We start from the raw sequence: 22,883 nt of genomic DNA on the forward strand, positions 1-22,883 counted from the left end.
TGATTTATAATGTAATATTTAATCCCAATGAAATAGTTCGCTGTTGCGGATAATAGTACCCTGCCTGGCCGTCCGGCGCTTCCGGATCAATTTCATATTTTCGAAGCGGATTAATGGTGAGTAAATTGGTGCCTGCAACATAAATCCTTGCATTGCGGATACTTGCTTTGCTCAACATATTCTTTGGCAAGTTGTAACCAATAGCAAGGCTTTTTAAACGCATATAGCTTGCCTTTTTAAAGTACAAATTATTAAACAACCCGTTGGTACTGGCTCCCGAAATACGTGGGCTTGCATCGGCCGAATTATTCTGTTCAGTCCACATATTTTTATAAAATGCATCGGAATAATTTAACCCGCCATGGTATAAAGTAACGGTGCTGTAATAGTTAAACGCTCCTTGTAAAAGCGATTGCAGGTCGAAGTTTTTGTACTTAAGGTTTATGGTGGCCCCGGTCATCCATTCCGGCACAGTACCTGTACCTATTTGCTTCTGATCACGACAATCCAACTTCCCATCGCCATTAACATCCACGTATTCAATATCACCCGGCCTCAACGCAGCATTGCCACCCGGATACGTAAACTTCAGGTTGTCAATTTGCTGCTGGCTGGTAAACAGCCCTGTAGCTTCGTAACCAAAAGTCCTGTCAGTCCATTGTCCCGACTGCTGATAAAGTCTCTTTTGGTCAGGGTCAGTAAAGTCCTGCTGCTCAAAATGTTTCCATTTTGCGCGTGTCCACGATACATTTGCACTTACCTGGTAGGTTAATCCACCTACACTTCCGCTGGTACCCAAACTTAAATCAAAGCCACGGTTGTTTTGGCTGTTCAGGTTTTCGGAAGGCAGCACTGCGCCAAATGTATTTGGCAATGACAATACCCTGGTAGCAGGGATGCCCGATAAGGTCCGGTAAAATACCTCTGCGGTACCGAACAGCTTCCTGTTAAAAAATGAAAAGTCGGCACCCAGGTTATAAATATTTATTCTTTCCCAGGTGAGGTTTGGGTTAGCCAGGCCTGTTGATGCGATGCCCGCTTGTGTATTATTGCCTATAAGCCACTGCCCGGCGAACTGGTATCCGGTTAGATACTGAAAATCGCCTACGTTATCGATACCTGAGCTTCCGTAACTTGCCCTAAGCTTCAGATCGTCGATACTTTTTATGTTTTTGATGAAATTTTCCTGGTCCAGCCGCCAGCCCAATGAAACACTTGGAAAGTATCCCCAACGCTTATTCGACTGAAACTTTGCAGACGCATCTGCCCTGATAGTTGATTCGAGCAGGTATTTATCTTTGTATGTGTAGTTGAATCGACCAACATAACTGGCGCGTCCCATTTCAGCTGCCGAGCTGTTAGCTATAGCTGTTGTAACTGAACCTGCGTGTAACTCTTCTATAGCTGGCGTTAAAAAATTATCGCGACCGGCAAGTATATAGTTGGAGCTGTAATCGATAACCTCGTAAAGCGCAAGCGCCGAAATGTGATGGTCGTTATGAAATACATGATCGTAATTCAATGAGAATTGGCCGGTTACATTTCTCGACTGCGATTCCTGGTAAGTTAATTTAGCCTGCGAACCAAGCGCCCCCGCAACAGTGTAGGCCTTGGTTGAATAGTCGTAGGTATAAAAGCTATAAGGTTTGGAGAAATTTTTATCAGTAACGTAAGTCTTGTCATAATTTACAAATGCCTTGGCGCTTAAACCATCAATACCGGGTATTTTGTAAAGGGCAATAAAAGTCCCCTTCATATTCTGGGTATTAACCTTGTCGTAACCGGCAATGTCTTCGTTTGATACGAGTGCGATACTGCCCACTCCCTGTCCGTTGGCATATGAATATTTAGTTGGATCGGGCAATGTGGCGGGATAGATAGGTAAAGAGTTCCATAAATCCTGCCATAATGTGTTGATTCCTGCGCCCTGGCCGCGTACCGGTTGAGAATTTGACTCGCTTACCGCCGAAAGCAGCAATTGAATGGACAAATTATTATTTACTTTGGCATCCAAATTGGATTGGAGGTTATACCTGTTGTAATCGCCGCCATTTTTTTTCCACATGGGGTCCTGGTTTACGTAACCAAAAAAACCAAAATATTTTATTTGGTCAGTCCCACCGCGTACAGATAAATTTTGTTGCGTTTGTGGGGCCCAGTTGCGTGTTGCAACTTTTTGCCAATCTGTGTTTGGATAAACAGGGTCACCACCTACAGAAAATTTCTGGATTTGCTCCGGCGTATAAGGCGCAGGTTTCCCCTGGTTGGTGTAAAACAGGTTGGTTATTTCAGCATACTGCGCGGAATTAACCGGTTTTGCCATCAGCGTATTGCCTTGTAAGATATATGATGAATTAAAAGTAATATCAGGTTTGCCTTCTTTACCGTGTTTGGTTGTCACTAAAATAACACCATTACCCGCACGCGCACCGTATATGGAGGCCGCGCCGTCTTTAAGAATACTTAACGATTCTATCTGGTTTGGATCAATATTATTAAAGTTTGATTCAACACCGTCGACAATCCACAGTGCCTGGCCAAAACCACGGATGCTAATCGCAGCCTGGTCGGCGCCCGGTTGCCCGCTTGATTGCAATGACACTAACCCGGGCAACCTTCCCGCCAGTGTATTTATGGTACTTGCAACGGGAGCCTGGGCCAAATCGTCGCCCTTAACAGCTGATACGGAGCCGGTAAGGGTCGCTTTCTTTTGCGTGCCATAACCAACTACTACAACATCGTTAAGCGTACCGGCCTGGGGCGAAAGCGATAAATTTATTACGGTTTGCCCGGCAACAGGTATTTCTTTAGTGGCATAGCCAATAAAACTAAAAACCAACACCGCATCATTATTTATTCCCGAAATGGAATATTTCCCATCGACATTGGTAACTGTGCCCAGGCTGGTACCTTTTACCCTGATACTTACGCCGGGCAATGGCAGGTCCTTTTCATCTTTAACCAAACCCGTTACGGTAATTGCAATTGGGCTGACAACCTGTGGGCCAGCAATGGTTGTCTTATTTTTACCCGTAATAATAATATTATCATTTTTTACGACGTAAGTAAAAGGCTGATCTGTAAAACATTCAACCAGCACTTTGTCTAAGGGCTTGTTTTTTACGTTGATACTTACCGGGTTACCCTTTTGTATCAATTGTTCGTCGTAAAGAAAATGGTAGCCGCTTTGGCGGCTTAAATCTTCCAGCAACTGCTCAAATGAAACGTTCTTCATTTTCAACGTTATATTTTGCCCGTAAGTAGCTGCTGTAACGTGCATAAACGCACATATACAAAACACAAACGTTAGTTTCATTTTTAAGATTATGTTAGGTTTATTGCAGGAGAGAGCCCTACAAAAAAAGTTTGTAAAATTTTTATACATTTGAATGTTAGGTTTATTGGTAATTGATTGTTTTTGGCGATCTTTTCAATTCTCCTGATGCAGCTCTCATTGCTGCAGAACCAGGGGCGGTGCAACGTTCCTGGTTTTATCAGACACTCCCGGGTAGTCTTATTTACATATTACTTTTATCCTCCTTCCGTCTATTTTAAATTTCGCAATGCCCGTTAACTCCAAATAATTTAATAGTTCCTGTATATTTTCAGAACGTGATACTGTGCCCCCTAAAAATTTGTTGTTTACATTTCCGCTGTATTCTACTTCCACGTTGTACCACCTGGCTATTTTATTCATAGCAGCCGGGAGATTCTGTTTCCTGAATGAAAAGTATCCGTTTTTCCAGGCAACGGCATCTTCAACGTTAACCTCCTGAAGAGTAATATTTGGGGCTTTATTGTCCACGGCGCCCTGTTGCCCGGGAACTAAAAGGGCATGGGCATTTTTGGAGGATAAGGAAACAGATCCCTCCAGTAAAGTAGTATTAATGGAAGGTTCATTTTTGTAAGCCATTACGTTAAAATGCGTCCCCAGCACTTTAATATTTGCATCTTCTGCTGTAACGGTAAAGGGTGAATTTTTATCCTTAAATATCTCAAAATAGGCTTCCCCATGTAATTCAACATGCCGTTCGTTCCCCTTAAACCTGCTGGGATATGTTAGCGAGGATGCCGCGTTGAGCCACACGTTACTTCCATCTGGCAATGTAACCCTGAATTGGCCTCCCATTGGTGTGGTAATGGTATTGAATACTGTTTCGTTATTGTTTTGGTCAATGACAGCTGCCTGGTAGGAAATTTGGCCAGCTGCATTTTTTGTTATGGTTGTGCCACCCTGCACGGCCAGCTTTCCAATATTACCACCGTTCAGCAAAATACTTTTTCCGTTTCCAAGGGTTAGTACTGCTACGTTGGTTCCCGGTAATATCGCTTGCTCGCCAGGCAATTGTTTCGCCATCATTTTAGGAGCAACCGGCCGGTTAATTATATATATGCCAAATACAGCAATAACGGCCGCGGCAGCCACGCCTATCCGCCACGACTTAAAAAAACTTCCACTTGGTTTTTCCTGCTGTATTTCATTCTTCAGGCGCGAAAGCATGCGTTCGCTTACGCTTTCCCTATCATCCGGGTACACAGCATCTTTAAAATTTGCGTCTTTATACAAATCCCCCAGCTCCTGTTTTTCAGCATCGGTGATAGAGCCGTCTAAATATTTCTCCAGTAAATAGTCAAGTCTTTGTTTGTCCACAATGCAGATATAATTGGTTTATAACTACATGTGACCATGAAAAGGCGGTTACCCTATATCGATTTTTTATTATTTTAAATTAGCGCTCAAAAGCGGGTCGGGATGGAGTGCTTAACTGAATACGGATCGTCGCCGGATCGCAAAAAGCTATCCGCCAAAGAAATGGAAATGGTCTAAGATTTTTTAGGAGACGATTGAATTTGCAACTACAATCTGAACGACTTTAGCAGCTCATGCGAAATTAACAGCACAACACCGGCAGTTTCAAGGTTGTTCCTGATAATTTTTAAAGCGCGGGTTAGGTTGGCTTCAACCCCTTTTTCGGAAATACCCATTTGGGTGGCTATCTCCACGTTTTTCATACCTAACTGACGGCTATATTTAAATACCAGCTTACACTTTTCAGGCAACTCCTCAACTATTCCGTTAATATACTCCTGTAAAAACAACGCATCTAGTTTTTCTTCATCAAAACTCAGTTCGGAAAAACTAAAGTTCATTTCGGCCAACTTACTTCTGCGTTGCTCTTTCCTGTAATGTTTAAATACAGCGAACTTAATTTTAGTGGCGAGGAAACCGCCCACATTTAAGATTTGAAAATTATTCTTTTCTTTCCAAAGTGAAATAAAAACTTCGTGAACAATATCTTCGGCCAGGTATTTATCATGGGTATTATTCCACGCTATCAGCAACATGTTCTCCCAATACCTTTTGTAAATTTCGGTAAATGCCGCATGATCGCCTTCTTGTAAAAGGTTCATCAATTCCTGGTCGGAAAAAACATTAGAAGATGTCATGCCTGTAAGGAGTAAAATTAATTTATCATGTGTGGTAGTTATATTGCTCCAATTATCTGCATCAATCGTGATACTTTTCCTGCAAAAACTTCGCAAACAATAGTGTTTATAAATACCATGAAACCAAAAGCTTCAAATGGCTAAGTCGGCGCGCTTTACAAATAATTATAATTGGTTATAACGAAAGTATTTTTTTCATCTTGAATGACCATCCTGCACTGTCTTAGACACTTGCAACGCCATTTCTTTTGCGGGAAAAAACCAACTGTGATTCCCAGTTGGTTTAGTTAGTTCCGGTAGTATTTAAATATTATCAGGCAGTTAAAAAGGGAAAAACATCCCTTTTGATTGCTCTCGTTACTCTTTAGTGTCAATAACCAATACCTTACCCTTTTTCAAATCGGCATCGGCAATAAAATAGCCCTTAACTTTTTTACCGCCATAAGTGATGCTGCTGATTTTTTTACCCTTGTTTTTTTTGATGATAGTAAAGCCCCGATTACCGCTGAACTTAAAATTCACTTTATCAAAAAGCGGTACCGAAACAATATACTTAGGATCAGCTGGAGAGAATGGATAAAACCCCATCGCATTAAACACAAACCACGATGACATTTCGCCTGCATCATCCATGCCTGCATAGGCCAGTTTATCTTTCCCCATACCATAGTAATGGTTCATGATAGTATCGAGTATTTTTTGCGATTTTTCCTGTTTGTTGACAAAGTAATACATAAAAGGTGTGCTATGGTCAGGCTGGTTTCCCTGGCAATATTGCCCTATAAAACCCGAGAAATTCTCGGCCTCATAGCCTTTCCATGGTATGGTGAACATATCGTCCAGCTTTTTTTCGAAGGCTGCTTTGTTCGGGAATAATGCAACCAAACCATAAGGATCATGAGGTGCGAAAAAGGTAGATTGCCAGGCATTGGCTTCGCGGTACATGTATTCGAAATAAGGATAATAGGGGTCGAAATTCTTTACCCATTCGCCATTGGCCAAACGCCCGCGCATAAACTGTGTGGAAGGGTCAAATACATTTTTATAATTGCCCGTTCTTTTCATCAGCATTTTGTAGCTGGTTGTATCTTTTAATTCTTTAGCTAGCAAGGCCACAGCATAATCATCGTAAGCATATTCTAAGGTTTTTGTCACTGCAGCTTTTGTTACTGTAGTAGTCACGGGATGTTCCACATCAAGTTCTGATATGTAGCCCTTGTCGTTGTATTCGGCAACATACCGCCGGGTTCCTTCAACTGTCGCGTTTTTTAACATCAGTTTATAGGCGCTATCCACATTATAACCTCTTAACCCTCTTAGATACGAACCTGTAATAAACACAGATGCGTGGTCACCGTGAAAAAAGGTTGGCATAAATCCATTTATCTCGCCTTTGTCTATCAGTGATTTAATTACATCGTTGGTAACTTTTGGTGTAAGCAACCCCAGCAGGATAAGCTTGTTCCGATAATCGTCCCATAAAGATGGCTCGGTGTAATAGTTAAAACCTTTATTTACCACTTTGCCGCTCATATCGGTAAAATCGCCGTTGATATCGCTGCGCAGTGCCGGCCATAAAAACGAACGGTACAAACATGAGTAAAACAAACCCTTTTTACGCTCCGAGCCACCGGTTACTGTAATTTTCGATAACAACCGTTCCCATGTCTGGGTAGCCTCGTTTCTTACCTGCGTAAAAGTTTTTCCCAGCATTTCCTTTTCCAGGTTCTCCTTTGCATTTTTAACGCTCACAAACGAGAAACCTATTTGTAGCTCAAGCGGTTTATTGGCATCAGTAAAATTGATAACCGGCAGTATACTTTTATCACTTTTCAGTGAATCGATATTTTTTATTTGATGATTGCTAACTGCGTAGAAGTATATTTTTTCTCCGCCTTGCTGAAAACCGGTAAAAACATGATCGCCTTCCTGTTGGATGTTCCAGCTTTTTATCCTCTCGTTAGCCATCGACAGGTCGGCTATCAGTTTCTTGTGTTCATCTGGTTTAAAGGTGTATTTATGAAATGCGCACCTCAATGTCGTCGTTAATTCGGCGTTGATAGCGTAACGCTCAAGGTAAACCTGGTAATAACCAGGGTGCGCTGATTCGTTTTTGTGGCTGAAAGCGGATTTGTAGTCATCAGGAGTAAAAGTACCGGTAGCGGGCATTAATGGAACATTGCACAAATTCCAGTGCCCTTTGCTGGTATGGATAAAGCCATAAATCACAGTATCTTCATATTGGTAACCCGACCCACTATGAAACTTGGTTACCGGGCTTAACTGCACCATAGCATTTGGAAGTGATGAACCCGGGAACACCTCGCCCCCCCACGACCGGCGGGTGGGCACAAAACCAAGATCCTTAGGGTCCCATAAGGTGGCTGTACCCAATAAAGGATTGACATAATTAACAGGTGACTTTTGTGCTTTGGAATAACTAATTGTCAGCAAAAGTATTGCTATTAAAAAAATATTTTTTTTCATAGTATAGGATCTGATTTTGCGTATTATTAGTCTTCTTGGGGCCGTTTGTCACCCGGTTTTGCCTGCAATAATCTCTCTGGGAAAAACCCGGTTGAATTATCATGAATTGAAGAAAAAATCAAGGCTTAATGAGTAAAATCAAACCAAAGGGTGCCATTTATTTGTTCCCCGTTGGCGTGATTTGTTTGGCTTTGCGGCCCCATCACTTTGGCGGCCTGGAACTTGGTGCCAATGGGACTAATCGCATTTAAAAAACCGATGTTGCCATCGGGAAAAGACGGTTCAACATTGTTATTTTGCAGCGCATCTTTCTCTTTGGCCGGCCGTAACATTTGCAAAAAAATATTTTTATCGTCGGTATAAACAGTAAAGGGTGATTCGTTATTCTCAATTGTTACCCAGTTAACTTCCGCATGGTAGCCTTTAAATTCGGGGTATCCCCATGTTTCGCCGGTAATGGCGTTGTTGTACGTTTTGTGCCACAGACCAAATTGTTGTCCGCGCATCCTGTTTTTCCAAACACGATACGGGCCGCGGCCCAGCCATTTCATGCCGGTTATTTTTTCTTCGGGATAATTAAAAGTAATGCCCATAAAATCCGCGTCGCCCTGTTGGGCATAGTTATATTCCAGCTTAACCGGCTGGCCTGGCGCAAACGTCCATTTTACATGCAGCGTTGCTGCGCCCTGGTACTCGGCTTCCACAACGTATTGCCGTTCAACATCTTTATAAACAAAACTCTTCAAGGTGGTATTAACCCCGGCCAAAACAGGTCCGCCTGATAGTGAAATATCCTTCCCGGGCTTTGCTACATGTTGAATATACCCGGTAGTTTTATCAAAATAATACTTTATACCATCGCAATTGACCACAAGCGATTGATTTTGCTCTTCAGCTTTTATCGCCAGAGAAGTTGGCGACGGCTTTATTGTTTTACGGATTGCTTCAGGAGATTTAATCGCCCAACTCCAGGTGAATACCTCTTTTTTGTCGGGACCATATGCAGTTAGATAAAGCGCATTGCTATTACGCCAGGATGCAGGCAAGGCTAGTTTCAACATGCCGGCGCTTCCCGGTTTAAGGTTCGGAGCAGCCGTGCTGCCGGAAGCTTTTACAATTGCGGCTGTGGTATTTTCATTCGCCGATGGGAAATTAACTAGTTTCCATGAAAATGTGCATTGGTTCAAATTTGTAAACGAATACCGGTTTTCGACTATTATTTTACCGTCGAAATTGTTGTCAATCGGCTTTGGGTCGATATAAACAGGCGACCAAATTTCCTTTATCGTGTAAAAGCTCCCCTCCTTTTCACGGTGCGGGCCTACAATGCCATCGGGAGCGTGATTGCCGTCAGAATCGTATGCGCCGTTTTTATCGGTGCGAATAACCGCTTCGTCCAAAAACGCCCATATAAAACCACCTGCTCCATGCGGGTTCTTAAGCATTTGGCTCCAAAAATCGTCAAGTGCCGCCCCTGCACCGCCATCGTACAAGCCGTGCATAAATTCTGTCGGGAAAAAAACTTCCTGGCCGTTCGCTACTTCATTTACGATATAGTTATAATCAGGGTAGTGTTTGGTATTGGTACCGTTAAACTTTTCCCAGGGATGTATTACGGTACGTTTTTGCGGGTCGTACAAAGCGTAGTCATTATCTAATGCCCTATTAAAGCCGCCTTCATTACCATTATCCCAAAATACTATTGATGGGTGGTTTACATCGCGTACCACCAATTCCTTAACCAGTTTGTGGCCTACTATCGTATCATACTTTGCCTGCCAGCCGGTTAGTTCGTCCAACACATATAAACCCAGCGAATCGCAAACAGCCAGGAAATCGCGATCTGGCGGATAGTGCGACATGCGCACGGCATTCATATTCATTTGCTTCATCAAGCTGACATCAAGCAAATGGACGTTATGGCTTAACGTGCGACCTGTTTCCGGCCAGAAACTATGCCGATTGCTGCCTTTCATTATAACCCGCGCACCGTTTACATAAAATCCGTCATTAGCCCGCAGTTCGACCGTGCGGAAACCAAATTTTTGTTTAACCCGATGGATAACCTGCTGTTTGTTTTTAATGGTAACAACTATCTGGTATAAATTGGGGAATTCGGCGCTCCATAATAATGGTTTTTGAACACTGCTTTTTAAAGTCAGATACTCTTGAGCCGGGTCGGCTGTTATTGAGAAGGGTTTACCGATATTTTTACCGTTAAACGTTTGAATCTGGCCCTCAACAATTTCGCCGGGTTTCAAGTTTTGTGGATACACATCAAGCAGGAAGGAACCATCGGCTTTTGCATTTACGGCCACCCTATCAATAAAAGTACCCGGAACAACTTCCAGGTAAACCGGCCTATAGATGCCGCCGAATACCCAAAAGTCGCTGTTCCTGCGTTCCGCATCATTTACCGATGAATTTGCCGACGTTTTATCAACTGTTACTTCCAGCAGATTTTTGCTGTTTGGTTTTACCAGGTTTGTTATATCGTATTTAAACCGGTAAAAACTCCCCTGGTGCACAGGGCCCGCTTGTTTCCCGTTAATGGTTACCCTGGTATCCGTCATGGAGCCTTCAAAAACAATGAATATCTTTTTATTGCTCCAATTGCCTGCAAAAAACTCGTGTTTATAAAGCCCTTGCTCGTTTCCTTTTATTTTATCGTGACCATAATTATAGGTACCAAAGCCCTGCAATTCCCAGTTAGACGGCACTGCAATCTTCGTCCATTTGCCACTGTTTCGGCCGGCGGTGCAATAGAAATCCCATTGCGCGGTGTGGTCCTTATCGGTTCCCGACAGGTATTTAACAGTGGTTCCCTGGCAAAATGCAGCAGAACCGGCTATTGTAAATAATAATTGCAGTATTATCTTTTTCATTGTTAAGCTTTTAAATGCACCTGTGGCATTGGTTTATTTAGACACTCATTCTACTTCATCTTACTCAGCAAACTCTTCATAAAATATCCACCCACCACGCTCCTTGCCTGGAAACCAACCTGCTTGCCGTCGGTGGTTTCGTGCCAATCGCTCAGGGGCACACGTGAAGGTGTTTCTGTAGCAAATTTGTAAATCGGGGCTATCAGATCCTTAAAGCTTTTGCTGTCGGTGGTCATGGCAGCGGTCCACATTATCCAGTCGGATTTGGTGTAGGTTTTGCGGCTGTCAAGCGGAAGACCGAAGGCATTTTGATGTTTCAAATAATAGCTTATTTCGGTATCGTAAACCTTTTGCGGAAAAAGATTGAGTTTAAAAACCTTGTCCCATACCATATTATATTTCTGGCTCCAGGTATTTTTATCGTCAAACACCAACGCATAGTGATCGCCTGCGTTGTCTTTTACTATCCATTGTTTGGCCATTTCAGCTGCCATAGCTTTATATTTTGTCGCGGCTTTCGCATCGCCCATTGCGGCTGCCATTTGTGAATAGGCGCCGATTGCTACAATAGCCTTTACCGAAAGATTGGCGTTGTGTGCAAGGTGCCCGGCAAAATCGTCGGTGCAAAGCTGGTTGCCCGGGTCGAGGCCAAATTTGGCGAGATAATTTACCCACGTGGTCAGCGCCTTCCAATGTTTGCGTGCATAGGCAACGTTGTGTTCGGCTTTAACAATGGCATTAGTAAGAATGATCATGTTGCCCGATTCCTCAACAGGCATGCCCTCGCCGTAAAGTTGCCCGTTGGCTTGCGGATAAAGGCCAAGGTCGTGCGCAGCAAAATCGTGGTTAAACTTGCCACTTTCAGAAAAATAGAAGATGCCGTTCAACATGCCTTCCATTAGTTTTGGATTATAGATCAAGTAAAGCGGAGCCGAAGGATAGGTAACATCAACCGTATTAATAAAACCGCCGCTGAAGTTCTCTTTCGAAAGCCACAATATTTCGCCCGATGGGCTTTTTACAAGCTGGTGGGCCGAGATACCCTGGCGATAAGCCATAATACACAATTTGGCATACGTTTTACCACCTGCGGCAAGCGCGTCACCATATATCTTTTTATCGGTAGCGTTACATTTAGCTATGATTGCTGCATACTGCGCAGCTGAATTCGCCAATACTTTTTCCATCGTAGCACCCGGAGTGTTACGCCACCATGGCTTTAAATCGCTGCCGAAATACTGGATAGATTGAAGCTCGTCATAACCTATTTCCAAAAATTGCGATACCGGCGCTGTGCCAACTTCGCCCAAATTTTGAACAGTGCTTAGCATCAGTTGTTTCCCTTCCTTTGTGCTTTCGGGCCACTTATTTTGGGTGAAGGAGTTTATTGCCTGGCCTTTGTCGACCACGGCCTGCATTGCATTAGCCTTTGCAGGCACCGCAACATACATATAGCCCCAGTCAATCCGTACATTATCGCCTTTCTTTTTCAATATTGGTTGTTCAACCGTGCCGGACTTAAGTATTTGCATGCCTGATGCCGTATACTTTTTGGCGCTGATGGTTTGCGATGCTACATCGGCGGCAATGTTCGAACTTGCTGCAGTTAGTATACTTATGCCATGTTTTTTGCCATCGGCGCTTTGAACCTGGTAACTGATATACGACACAGGTAACGACAGTAACGAGAGATCGTCGAGAATAAGCGGCGAAGCAAATGCCGCCCGTAACTTAACAGGACCGCAGTTGAAATGATAAATGGTTTGGGTAGCTGTAACATCAACACTGGTTTGCTCGGCGTTTTTGATTCCGGCAAAAGGGTCATGTTTTACTTCTACCGAAATGCCTGCGTCGATGATGGTACCACCGCCGGTATTATGGCAATGGATAGCTAAAACATTTTCGCCCTTCACCATAAAGCTTTTTGCTTCGGCCGGCAATTCAAACATTTCGTAATCGCCATTTGCGCCGGGCCGCGAGGCAACCAGGTGACCGTTAAGGTAATATTCCGCATCATCGTCGTGGTAGTTTCTTAAGATTAACTTTCCCTGCGGAATATCTGTCAATGAGAATTTGCGGCGCAGCCAAATATCTGTGCCCGTCCATTTGGTGCCGTTGCTAATGCGGTCGTCGCCAAAGGGGCCTTTGCCGGTTTTCCAGCTTTTATCATCAAATGTAGGTTGCTCCCAGCCTTTGTCTGGCGCCGAATCAATTAAATAGCTGCAACTGTAGCTTTCCTCGTCGCCGGCCGTTACAATTGGCTTCAATTCCGGCGGTTCATTGCCCATAAAATGGTAATATTCGCCGTCAACTTTAATCACACCCTCCAATGATTGGTCTTTTCCGGTCCAGTGCCGGGTTGGCGAATCGTACAGTTTGTCGGTATTCGACCAAATACTAAAGTAGGTGTTGTGGCTGATAAGCGGATAGGCGGGCATTTTGTAAACCTGCGCTTGCACCGAAATTAATGAGCAGACACTTATCACCGCCATGGCGAATGCTTTGAAAATGGTTCTCATAGTAGGTTGTAGTGTTAGGTAAATATCTAACAAAAAAAGGATTTTTAAACGTCAAAGCAACATTTATTTGAAAATACCGGATGCACTTAGTGGGCAGGCGCTCCGGTAAAACCAATATATTATAGAAGAATTAAAGAAGCAGGACACGAATCTTATCGAACACTCGCTTAAAAACCCCCGTTTTCAACTATATCTTAATCGATGGCAATTTCCAGTTCAATCGCACCGCCAAAATCCGGATACCGCAAATAAGTATAACAGCAATGGCCTCGGCAAATTGCTGATTGATAAAACTTAAAGATAGGACGTAAACTGTACCACCGATAATACAAGCGGTAGCGTATATTTCTTTTTGAAACAGCACCGGGATCTGGCTTAGTAATAAGTCGCGCAATACGCCGCCAAAGCAACCTGTTATGGTACCGAGCGCAACACAAATACCCGGATTAAGGCCTGCGTCCAATCCTTTTTGAATCCCGATTACTGTGAAGAGGCCTAAGCCAAGAGCATCGAAAAGGAATAGTGTAACCTTTAAATTTTTTACAAGCTGTTTAAAAAATATGGTAACAATGGCCGTGCCTAAAATAATTAAGGGGGTAATTATATCTTTCATCCAGGTAACCGGCGTGTTGCCGATAAGCACATCGCGGATGGTGCCGCCGCCAACTGCCGTTACAAATCCTATTATCAATACGCCAAACAAGTCGAGTTTTTTCTGCATAGCTGAAAATACGCCCGAAATTGTGAACGCGATTGTACCCAGAACTTCTATTATTAAGGAAAATGGAATATACATGGCTTGTTATGCAAACGTACGTTATTCAAAGCGGCTGTCGTCTCAGTTTTAATTCCAAATATACATGATGTTTGCAAAGCAATTACAGATTACCTACATTGGCGACGCTGCTAGTAAACCAGTAGCAAATAAAAAATGCAGGAAAAAGAATTGAGAAGCCGCGCCTGGTTTGGCCGTAAGGGAAAGGATGGTTTTATCTACCGGGCCTGGATGAAAAACCAGGGCATACCCGACTATGAATTTAACGGCAAGCCCATTATTGGCATATGCAATACCTGGAGCGAATTGACACCTTGTAACGCACATTTCAGGGAATTGGCAGAGTCGGTTAAGCGCGGGATTCTGGAAGCCGGTGGTTTCCCGGTTGAGTTCCCGGTAATGTCACTTGGCGAAACCTTGATAAAGCCTACGGCTATGCTATACCGCAACCTGGCAAGTATGGATGTAGAAGAATCCATCCGGGCAAATCCTATAGACGGAGTAGTGTTGCTTTGCGGTTGCGATAAAACGACGCCATCATTGGTAATGGGTGCTTGTAGCGTTAATATTCCAACTATAGTGGTATCGGGCGGCCCAATGCTTACCGGCAACCACCGTGGCAAAAATATCGGTACCAGCGATGTTTGGCGCTATCATGACGAGGTACGGCTTGGTAATGTTTTAGAAGAAGAATTGGTCACCATTGAAGCTGCTATGTGCCGCAGCCAGGGGCATTGCGCCGTTATGGGCACAGCGTCGTCAATGGCTTGCATGGTGGAGGCGCTGGGCCTTTCACTACCCGGCAATGCAGCTATCCCCGCTGCCGATTCGAGGCGAAAAGTATTGGCTCAACTTTCAGGCCTGCGTATTGTTGAAATGGTTAAGGAAGACCTTAGGCTATCCGATATACTCACCCGGAATGCTTTTGAAAATGCCATTAAGGTAAATGCTGCAATCGGCGGCTCAACCAATTTTGTAATCCACTTGCTGGCTATTGCAGGCCGGATAGGCGTTGAGCTGGAATTAAACGACTTTAATTATCTTTCTGAAAATATCCCGCTGATAGCCAACCTGCAGCCATCGGGCAAATACTTTATGGAAGATTTGTTTTATGCCGGCGGATTACCAGTTGTTTTAAAAGCCCTGGATGGAATATTACATCGCGACAGTATAACCGTCAACGGGAAAACCATGGCTGAAAATTATAGCAATGCAACAGGTTATAACAGTGATGTAATAACTACCGTTGATGCTCCTTTTAATACATCGACAGGCCTGGCCATATTAACCGGGAACCTGTGCGAAGCCGGGGCGGTTATTAAGCCATCGGCAGCAAGTAAGCATTTAATGCAGCATACCGGTAAAGCCGTAGTGTTTGAAAATATTGAAGATTTTAAAGCACGAATAGATACCGAGGAATTAGATGTTGATGAAAACAGCGTTTTGGTTTTAAAAAATGTTGGCCCAAAAGGCTACCCTGGCATGCCCGAAGTTGGTAATATGGGGCTACCTAAAAAGTTATTGGAAAAGGGAATTACTGACATGGTGCGCATTTCCGATGGCCGGATGAGCGGAACAGGTTTCGGAACGGTGGTATTGCATGTATCGCCCGAAGCTGCTGCCGGCGGTAACTTTGCGATGATAAAAACCGGCGATTTAATAACACTCGACGTGCCGAACAGGTTATTGAATGTCGAAATCAGCGCCGAAGAATTGGTAAAAAGAAAAGCCCAATACGTGGCACCAGATCCGGTTGCCAGTCGCGGTTATGTAAAACTCTATATTGACCACGTACAGCAAGCGCATTTAGGCGCCGATATGGACTTCCTGCGCGGCGGTTCGGGAGATAAAGTAGTACGGGATTCACACTAAACATTTGCTATGGATTTTAAAGATAAAGTAGCCATTGTAACCGGCGCCGGCCAGGGTATCGGTTTCGAGATATGCAGGTTGCTTGCTGCACGTGGCGCAACGGTATTATTAAACGATGTCGATACCACATTAGCCGAAAAAGCTGTTGCGCAAATCAATACAGACACGGCAGGCAATTGCACTCCTTTTGCAGGGGATGCCAGTGATTTTGCATTTATTAATAAAATGGTTGATAATGCTGTTAAACTTTACGGCCATTTGGATATAGTAATAGCCAATGCGGGGATCACCTTGTTTGGCGATTTCGGCACCTATACACCCGAGGCATTTTACAAAGTAATGCAGGTTAACCTGGGCGGTTCGTTTTTCCTGGCACAAGCTGCATCCAATAAAATGAAGCTGCAAAGCAGTGGTGGCGCCATATTATTTACCTCATCGGTAGTGGGTCACCAGGCGCTTAAAAGCCTTGCCGCCTATGCCATGACCAAGGCTGCTTTGGAGATGCTTGCAAAAAACCTTGTAATTGAACTTTCTCAATATAAAATAAATGTAAACACCGTTGCCCCCGGCGCTACGCTAACCGAACGCACCACAGAGGAAGCTGACTACGAGCGCGTATGGACAGACATAACCCCTATGGGTCGCCCGGCTTCGGTAACTGATATTGCGGAAACTGCTTTGTTTTTAGTATCCGACAAGGCAAAACACATTACTGGGCAAAGTTTAATTGTTGACGGTGGTTGGACAGCTGTAAGCATATTGCCGACCGGTATTAAATAAAATAGAAAAAATGGTAGAAGTTGCCGTTAATTACAATTGCTTTTTAGGCGAGGGACCTGTTTGGGACGCCAGGACAAATACATTGTTTTGGGTGGATATTTTAGCGGGAGATATCCACGAATTTAACCCGGAAACAAATTCGCACAAAACCATCCATACCCATCAAATGGTGGGCGCAGTAGCGCTTTGTACCGATGGCAATTTATTGGCCGCACTAAAAACCGGGCTGGCAAAAATTGACAGGCAAACACACCAAATAAGCCCATTTGTGCACCCGGAACCACATTTACCCGGCAACCGTTTTAACGACGGCAAATGCGACCCGGCCGGAAGATTTTGGATCGGCACCATGGCTATCGACGAAACGCCGAAGGCCGGCAGCCTTTATATGCTGGACGCTAATCATAACGTAACCAAAAAAGTTGAGGGCACTACCATTTCGAACGGAATGGCGTGGAGCGCTGATAACAAGACTTTTTATTATATCGATACGCCCACCCAGGCAATTGTTGCTTACGATTTTAATAACAACGACGGCAGTATCTCGAACAAAAGAACCGCATTTAAGATAGATGAGACCGATGGTTATCCCGATGGCATGACGATAGATGCTGAAGGTATGCTTTGGGTTGCTCATTGGGGCGGCTGGCAGGTAAGCCGCTGGAACCCGATAACGGGCGAGAAGCTATTTACATTCCCAATGCCGGTTGCCAATGTTTCATCGTGCACGTTTGGCGGCGAGGACTTACAGGATTTGTATATCACCTCCGCAAGAAAAGACCTTTCGCATGGCGACCTTGAAAAGCAGCCTTTAGCCGGATGCCTTTTTGTTTGGAAGAACACCGGCTATAAAGGACGGGCTGCTGTAGAATTTCGAGGATAAAAATCAGGCGGTCTGCACCCTGCGTTTAAGCAATGCTAATAATCCCAGAACAGGTCCGATGGCAAGCAGCACATAGATATATCTGGCGTTTTCGGCATTTCGCAACGCATTAATCAATTGTATGCTCATAATGGTAATGGAAAAGCCGATACAATTAACAATGGTGAGCGATGTACCTTTTGATGCCGGTTGTGCATTTTGCGCTACTAATGTCGAAAACAACGGCGAATCGGCAATTACAGCCATCCCCCATATAAACATAAAAGCGATAAACGCGGCAGTTGAAGCATTGAACAGCAGCAACGGGGATATAAAACAGCAAACGCATGATAACGATAATGCGATCATTGCAGTTTTCTTTACTCCAAAACACTGCGATATAACCCCGCCGAAAACACAGGACAATGAGCCTGAAGCAATTATCAAAAATGATAGCAATGGGATAGTAAAACTGGCATCGGGATAATGGCTTTTATATGCCGTTAGAATTACCGGCACAAACATCCAAAAGGCATATAGTTCCCACATGTGGCCAAAATACCCGAACGCAGCCGCGCGAAATTTGGCATCGCGAAAACTGTTTAAAAAACCGCCGAAGCTGAGTTTTTGCCCTGCTTTGCGGTAAGGGCCATCGGGCACCAGGATAAGCATGGCCAGGCCACCCAATGCAGACAGGGCCGATGTTGCAAATACAACGTCTTTCCATGGCAAACCTGCCATTACACTCTTTAAAAAATGAGGAAAAGCTGTGCCAAGCACCAAAGCGCCAACCAAAAAACCCAATGATTTGCCCAGGCCTTGTTCGTAATGGTCGGCTGCTATTTTCATCCCAACGGGATAAATACCTGCCAGGAAAAAACCTGTTAAAAAACGGAAGGATATCAGCGCAGCAACGGTTAAGCCGCTGAAACTAATGGCAAGGTTAATTAACGCTGCTACAATTGCACAGGTAAAAAATACCCGCGAAGGTGAAAACCTGTCGGCTATACTCAATATCGCAAAGACCAGCGTTCCGGCAATAAACCCCGATTGCACCGCGCTTGTTAAGTAGGCAAGGTAAGCCGGTTGCAAATGCAATTGTTTGGCCATATCAGCCATCACAGCATTACCCGCAAACCAAAGCGAAGTACAAAAGAACTGTGATAGTACAATTACAGGTAAAATTCTCTTCATGTAGTAATGGAGGTTTACGGCTGTAAAGCTAATGGAAGAGATGCTTATTGAAAAAATATTTTGGAGAGAGTTATTTTCGGGGTTGGAATTTTTTTTGTTTATAACTACCGATAACAATTCGCCGGCGTAACGGTTAATAAAATACAACACACGCCATGGAAAAGTTCGAGATCTCTGTAACCAGCAACAATCAAAACTATCATTTAGAGGTGCGCGACTACATGCATCATAAAGATGATGAATGCAAGTTTGAAGTATTTAACAATGGCCAGTTCGTCGGTAGTTTTGAACCGGACGGGCACCGGGGCCTGCATATTTGCAAAAACACCGGAATTTTAGACGAAGAGGTTTTACATCGAGTTGCCGAGCAATTAGAATCATACAATCTTTTGTAAACTTTAGGGGGGCAATAACCCGAACGCTAAAACAACAATCAGCAAAATCTTTTAGCACATCGTTTTTTTTATAGGAGTTCATTTATTTCAAAGCCGCTCCTGTTCTTCTTTAGTCTTGTTTATATCACAGGAAGGGTTTTTAGTATTCGAGCCAAATGAACGTTAACTTATAAGCGTTCCATTTTCTCACATGGAACACCCGGAACGCTACGAAACACGCTCATTATCAATACATTTTATTTTATTTAGTTTAAATATCTGATAATCAGAATTTATTATTAATCCTCATTTCGCATTTACATTAACTATACCCGGATGGTAATCTTTTTGACGTAAAGCACCCAGATGGGAATAAATATGATAAGGACCATTAAAAAAGCGCCGGCAAGGGAGGCATTTACAGGGGACAAAAGCGGCACAAACAAATGGTTGTACATGTAAGACCAAAGACTCGTTTTTTTTCCGTCAGAGGTAACCTTTATGCCCGTTAATATGGCCGGGATAAAGTCGGCCAGCAAATAGGCAGTTATAGCGTTTCGCCCAAAAGCCAGGAACGGCGGGGTTAGCCTGCGGTAAATTTTTACATCGATCAGCCAATAACACAATGCAAGTATCACTACAGCAATTCCACCGGCATACAGCACAAACGAGCTTGTCCACAACGCTTTATTGATAGGAAAAAACTCGTTCCATATTAAGCCGGCTACAATAAGCACTGCCCCGGCGCCGGCCATTTGCAATAGCTGCCTGCCCGTTTTTGTTTTATCTTTTTTAAGCCAGGTGCCGGTTAACAAACCCATTAAACAAGTGCCAATAGCTGGGATAGTACCCAGCAGGCCTTCAGGATCCCACGTTTTTGAATCGACCCAAAGATGGTTAGGTGTAAAAACCAACCTGTCTAGCCAGGCGCCAAGGTTGGTGGTTGGTTCCAAATTGGCGGGGCCAAAGCCTGGAACGGGCACTAAAGTCATAATCAAATAATAGCCGACCAGGCAAACGGCAGCAACCCATACCTGCGTGCGCACATTGGTTTTAATATAAAGGAAAGCCGTTATTCCAAACACAACAGCTATACGCGGTAACACCCCGGGGATCCGCAAATGAGTAAAATCAAAATTACTGATAAGCCGTAATGTATAACTAAGAGCGAGAATTGTCAGTGTACGGCGCAGAATGGAAAGCAGCAGCTTGTTGTGGGTTGCCGGTTCGGCTTTTTTTGCTTGCATGGCATAAACGATCGATACCCCGACAATGAATAAAAACGATGGAAACACCAGGTCGGTAGGTGTGCAGCCATTCCATTTTGAGTGTTCAAGCGGCGGATAAATATGCGCCCAGTCGCCGGGATCGTTTACCAAAATCATAGCGGCAACCGTAAAACCACGGAAAAAATCGAGTGAAAGTAATCTTGTTTTTATTGCGTTATCCCCTATTGCTGCCTTCATATTATTGTTTAGCTGATTCTTTTGTAAACTAAAGATATATAATTTGACCAGATGTCATTAAAATAAATCTCCCTTAAACGTTTTTACCGGGTTGCCACGCTGTAATGAATTATGCTGCATCCACTTGTCCTGCTGTTGTTCAACTAATTGGCCGGTTTGCCAGGCCATTACTTTTGCTTCGAGGCGGCTGAGGCAAAGGTTTTTATTTTCAAGCTGCGAGCGGCTGTCCATAGCAAATACCTGTATACCCGAGGGGATATGTACGCCCCGTACAGCCGTTTCAACCTTGTTTACATTTTGGCCGCCGGGACCGGATGCACGGCAGGTTTTGAGCTTTACATCTTTAATATCCCAGGCGGGCAGCTCCTTAATGTCGAAACATTCGACGCCTACAAACCAGTTTTTACGCTTATGATTTTTGCGGAAAGGGCTTTGGCCAATCCATTGTATAGAGCCTTTCCATTCAGCAACTAATGCGTCCATGTTTATAGCGTTTAGCATTATTGTGGCCGATAACAGGGTATTTTCTTCACCGCCCTTGATATTTTCCAACACTTCGGTTTCAATTCGCTGCTGTTTTGCCTGTTTTAGTATGATTTTTTGTACAAGGGCAACAACCCGGCAGCATTCTGCCGGGCCTTTGCCTGATGTAATTTGTAGTATTACTTTTTTCATTGTTTTAATCTTTATTCATCCTCGCAATGCGGGGGATAAACTTACCTTGAATATCCACCAGTTCTTTTTGCGCCTGCATTACTGTTTCAATGTCCTTATAAGCCAGCGGATTTTCCTCCACGCTGCCGCCAATAAGTTCCACATCAGCATTTGCCAGCATTTTCTTCATGGCTGACACGGTCATACCATCCTTTGCCTTTTGCCGGCTCATCGCCCGACCGGCGCCGTGGGAGGCGGAGAAAAGTGCATTATCCGCTCCCCTACCCTTTACCACATAAGCCGGCGTTGTAATACTTCCCGGAATTATGCCCAACTCGCCAGCATGCGCCGGTGTAGCGCCTTTGCGGTGTACAATAACTTCCCTGCCATCTGCCAGCGTATCCTTCCAGGCAAAGTTGTGATGATTTTCTATCACCATAACAGGCTTTATGCCTACAGCTTTTAATAGGTTGGCATGTATGCGCTCGTGGCAGGCCTTGGCGTAATCGCCGGCTAGACTCATAGTTAGCCAGTATTCCTGCCCTGCTTCGCCATTCAAATCGAGCCAGGCTAATTGCTGGGCATGGCGGGGCAGCTTGCAGGTATTCATGGCTACCTGGGTGTAATATTTGGCAATGGCTGCGCCCAAGCCCCGGCTGCCGGAGTGGGATAGCAATGCCGCATACCTTTTACCTGGCAAACCAAGCCTGTTGTTTTCGGCAAGTTCAATCTCGCCAAATTCCACAAAGTGGTTACCACTGCCAGATGTACCCAGTTGCCTTACCGCCTTGCCTCGCAGCTGTTTCAGGAAAGGGATTTGCCCGAAAACCGGGCTATCCAATACTTCATGTTCCTGCCGGGTATCAAGCCCGCCCTCCATACCAAAATGGGTATGGTTTTTCAATGCCTGCCTTAGCTGGTAATCGTAGCGTTTGATAAAAGCGTCCGTCTCATCGATAATTGTCAACGCCATACGGCAGCCGATATCCATACCAACGGCATAGGGTATTAACGCGTTATCAGTTGCCAGCACACCACCAATTGGCAAGCCGAAGCCCATATGCGCATCGGGCATTAAAGCGCCCTGCACGCTAACCGGCAATAGCATGGCCAGGTCCATTTGTTTTTTGGCGATGGCTTCAATATCCTTTCCGCCATAAATTTTATACGGCGCGGGTGAGGCCCGTAAATCAAACGTTTTAAAAGCCGGCTCAGCAATTTTCCCAATTACTTTCGCGGCTATTTTGCCTGTTACCTCATCATCCAGGTACTGTTCGGGGTTGTTTTTAATGCCCGTAAATACTTCGATAATTTGTTTATTGGTATGGCGTTTAAAATGTTTGGAGGCTATGCCAAGCGCCAGGCTTATCAACTGGTTATTGGCAAAGCCTATTTTTGTTAAATCTTTTGTTTTTAAATTGCCCATGTGGGTTATGTATTCCAGGTCCGCACAAACGCGTTGTAGCGTGTACAGATAAGTTTATAAATTTTATTGATTTTTGATTCATCCCCGGGTTAGGGATATACCCTTTGCAGAAGCCCGACAGCTTAACGGATTATGGCAGCA

Annotated in this window: 15 protein-coding genes; 4 read left to right on the forward strand and 11 right to left on the reverse strand. The window is 44.2% G+C overall.

Going from position 1 to position 22,883, the window contains the following annotated elements; genetic code table 11:
- Window positions 1-4: 4 nt before the first annotated feature.
- From NAF19_RS02610 to NAF19_RS02640, 7 genes are all read right to left on the reverse strand, one after another.
- Window positions 5-3,316: a TonB-dependent receptor gene (locus NAF19_RS02610; RefSeq protein ID WP_252788187.1), complete on the reverse strand. Its 3,312-nt coding sequence runs from the start codon at window positions 3,314-3,316 to the stop codon at window positions 5-7.
- Between the two features lie 198 nt (window positions 3,317-3,514).
- Entirely contained in the window at window positions 3,515-4,651 is a 1,137-nt protein-coding gene (locus NAF19_RS02615; RefSeq protein ID WP_252788188.1) for a FecR family protein, read from the reverse strand.
- A gap of 206 nt (window positions 4,652-4,857) precedes the next feature.
- Complete coding sequence (locus NAF19_RS02620; RefSeq protein WP_252788189.1) at window positions 4,858-5,448, reverse strand: RNA polymerase sigma-70 factor; 591 nt, start codon at window positions 5,446-5,448, stop codon at window positions 4,858-4,860.
- 357 nt (window positions 5,449-5,805) lie between these two features.
- A complete protein-coding gene (locus tag NAF19_RS02625; RefSeq protein WP_252788190.1) occupies window positions 5,806-7,935 on the reverse strand; it encodes a GH92 family glycosyl hydrolase in 2,130 nt (709 codons plus the stop codon).
- A 125-nt stretch (window positions 7,936-8,060) separates the two neighbouring features.
- Window positions 8,061-10,820, reverse strand: coding sequence for a glycoside hydrolase family 2 TIM barrel-domain containing protein (locus NAF19_RS02630; protein ID WP_252788191.1), 2,760 nt, complete (start codon window positions 10,818-10,820; stop codon window positions 8,061-8,063).
- Between the two features lie 50 nt (window positions 10,821-10,870).
- Window positions 10,871-13,339, reverse strand: a complete 2,469-nt coding sequence (locus NAF19_RS02635) for a glutaminase domain-containing protein (RefSeq protein ID WP_252788192.1) — start codon at window positions 13,337-13,339, stop codon at window positions 10,871-10,873.
- Window positions 13,340-13,526: 187 nt separating this feature from the next.
- Window positions 13,527-14,060, reverse strand: coding sequence for a trimeric intracellular cation channel family protein (locus tag NAF19_RS02640; RefSeq protein ID WP_252788193.1), 534 nt, complete (start codon window positions 14,058-14,060; stop codon window positions 13,527-13,529).
- A gap of 210 nt (window positions 14,061-14,270) precedes the next feature.
- Here NAF19_RS02640 and NAF19_RS02645 point away from each other — a divergent pair, with 210 nt between their 5' ends.
- Genes NAF19_RS02645 through NAF19_RS02655 form a run of 3 tightly spaced genes read left to right on the forward strand, consistent with a single transcriptional unit; the run spans window position 14,271 to window position 17,649 of the window.
- A complete protein-coding gene (locus NAF19_RS02645) occupies window positions 14,271-15,986 on the forward strand; it encodes an IlvD/Edd family dehydratase (protein WP_252788194.1) in 1,716 nt (571 codons plus the stop codon).
- Between the two features lie 9 nt (window positions 15,987-15,995).
- Window positions 15,996-16,766, forward strand: coding sequence for an SDR family NAD(P)-dependent oxidoreductase (locus tag NAF19_RS02650; protein ID WP_252788195.1), 771 nt, complete (start codon window positions 15,996-15,998; stop codon window positions 16,764-16,766).
- A gap of 10 nt (window positions 16,767-16,776) precedes the next feature.
- The gene (locus NAF19_RS02655; protein WP_252788196.1) at window positions 16,777-17,649 is read left to right on the forward strand and encodes an SMP-30/gluconolactonase/LRE family protein; all 873 of its coding nucleotides are present in this window, start codon (window positions 16,777-16,779) and stop codon (window positions 17,647-17,649) included.
- Between the two features lie 3 nt (window positions 17,650-17,652).
- Here NAF19_RS02655 and NAF19_RS02660 read toward each other — a convergent pair whose 3' ends face one another.
- Window positions 17,653-18,822: an MFS transporter gene (locus NAF19_RS02660; RefSeq protein ID WP_252788197.1), complete on the reverse strand. Its 1,170-nt coding sequence runs from the start codon at window positions 18,820-18,822 to the stop codon at window positions 17,653-17,655.
- A gap of 155 nt (window positions 18,823-18,977) precedes the next feature.
- On the opposite strand from NAF19_RS02660, the gene NAF19_RS02665 reads away from it, so the two are divergent.
- Entirely contained in the window at window positions 18,978-19,217 is a 240-nt protein-coding gene (locus NAF19_RS02665; protein ID WP_252788198.1) for a hypothetical protein, read from the forward strand.
- A 305-nt stretch (window positions 19,218-19,522) separates the two neighbouring features.
- Here NAF19_RS02665 and NAF19_RS02670 read toward each other — a convergent pair whose 3' ends face one another.
- Genes NAF19_RS02670 through NAF19_RS02680 form a run of 3 tightly spaced genes read right to left on the reverse strand, consistent with a single transcriptional unit; the run spans window position 19,523 to window position 22,742 of the window.
- On the reverse strand, window positions 19,523-20,662 hold the full coding sequence (locus tag NAF19_RS02670; protein WP_252788199.1) for an acyltransferase family protein: 1,140 nt from the start codon (window positions 20,660-20,662) through the stop codon (window positions 19,523-19,525).
- A gap of 57 nt (window positions 20,663-20,719) precedes the next feature.
- Window positions 20,720-21,337 (reverse strand): peptide chain release factor H, encoded by a 618-nt coding sequence (gene prfH / locus NAF19_RS02675; protein WP_252788200.1) that lies wholly within the window; start codon window positions 21,335-21,337, stop codon window positions 20,720-20,722.
- Between the two features lie 4 nt (window positions 21,338-21,341).
- Window positions 21,342-22,742 (reverse strand): RtcB family protein, encoded by a 1,401-nt coding sequence (locus NAF19_RS02680; protein WP_252788201.1) that lies wholly within the window; start codon window positions 22,740-22,742, stop codon window positions 21,342-21,344.
- Window positions 22,743-22,883 lie beyond the last annotated feature (141 nt).

This window comes from Mucilaginibacter flavidus (assembly GCF_024055575.1).
GTDB lineage: Bacteria > Bacteroidota > Bacteroidia > Sphingobacteriales > Sphingobacteriaceae > Mucilaginibacter > Mucilaginibacter flavidus.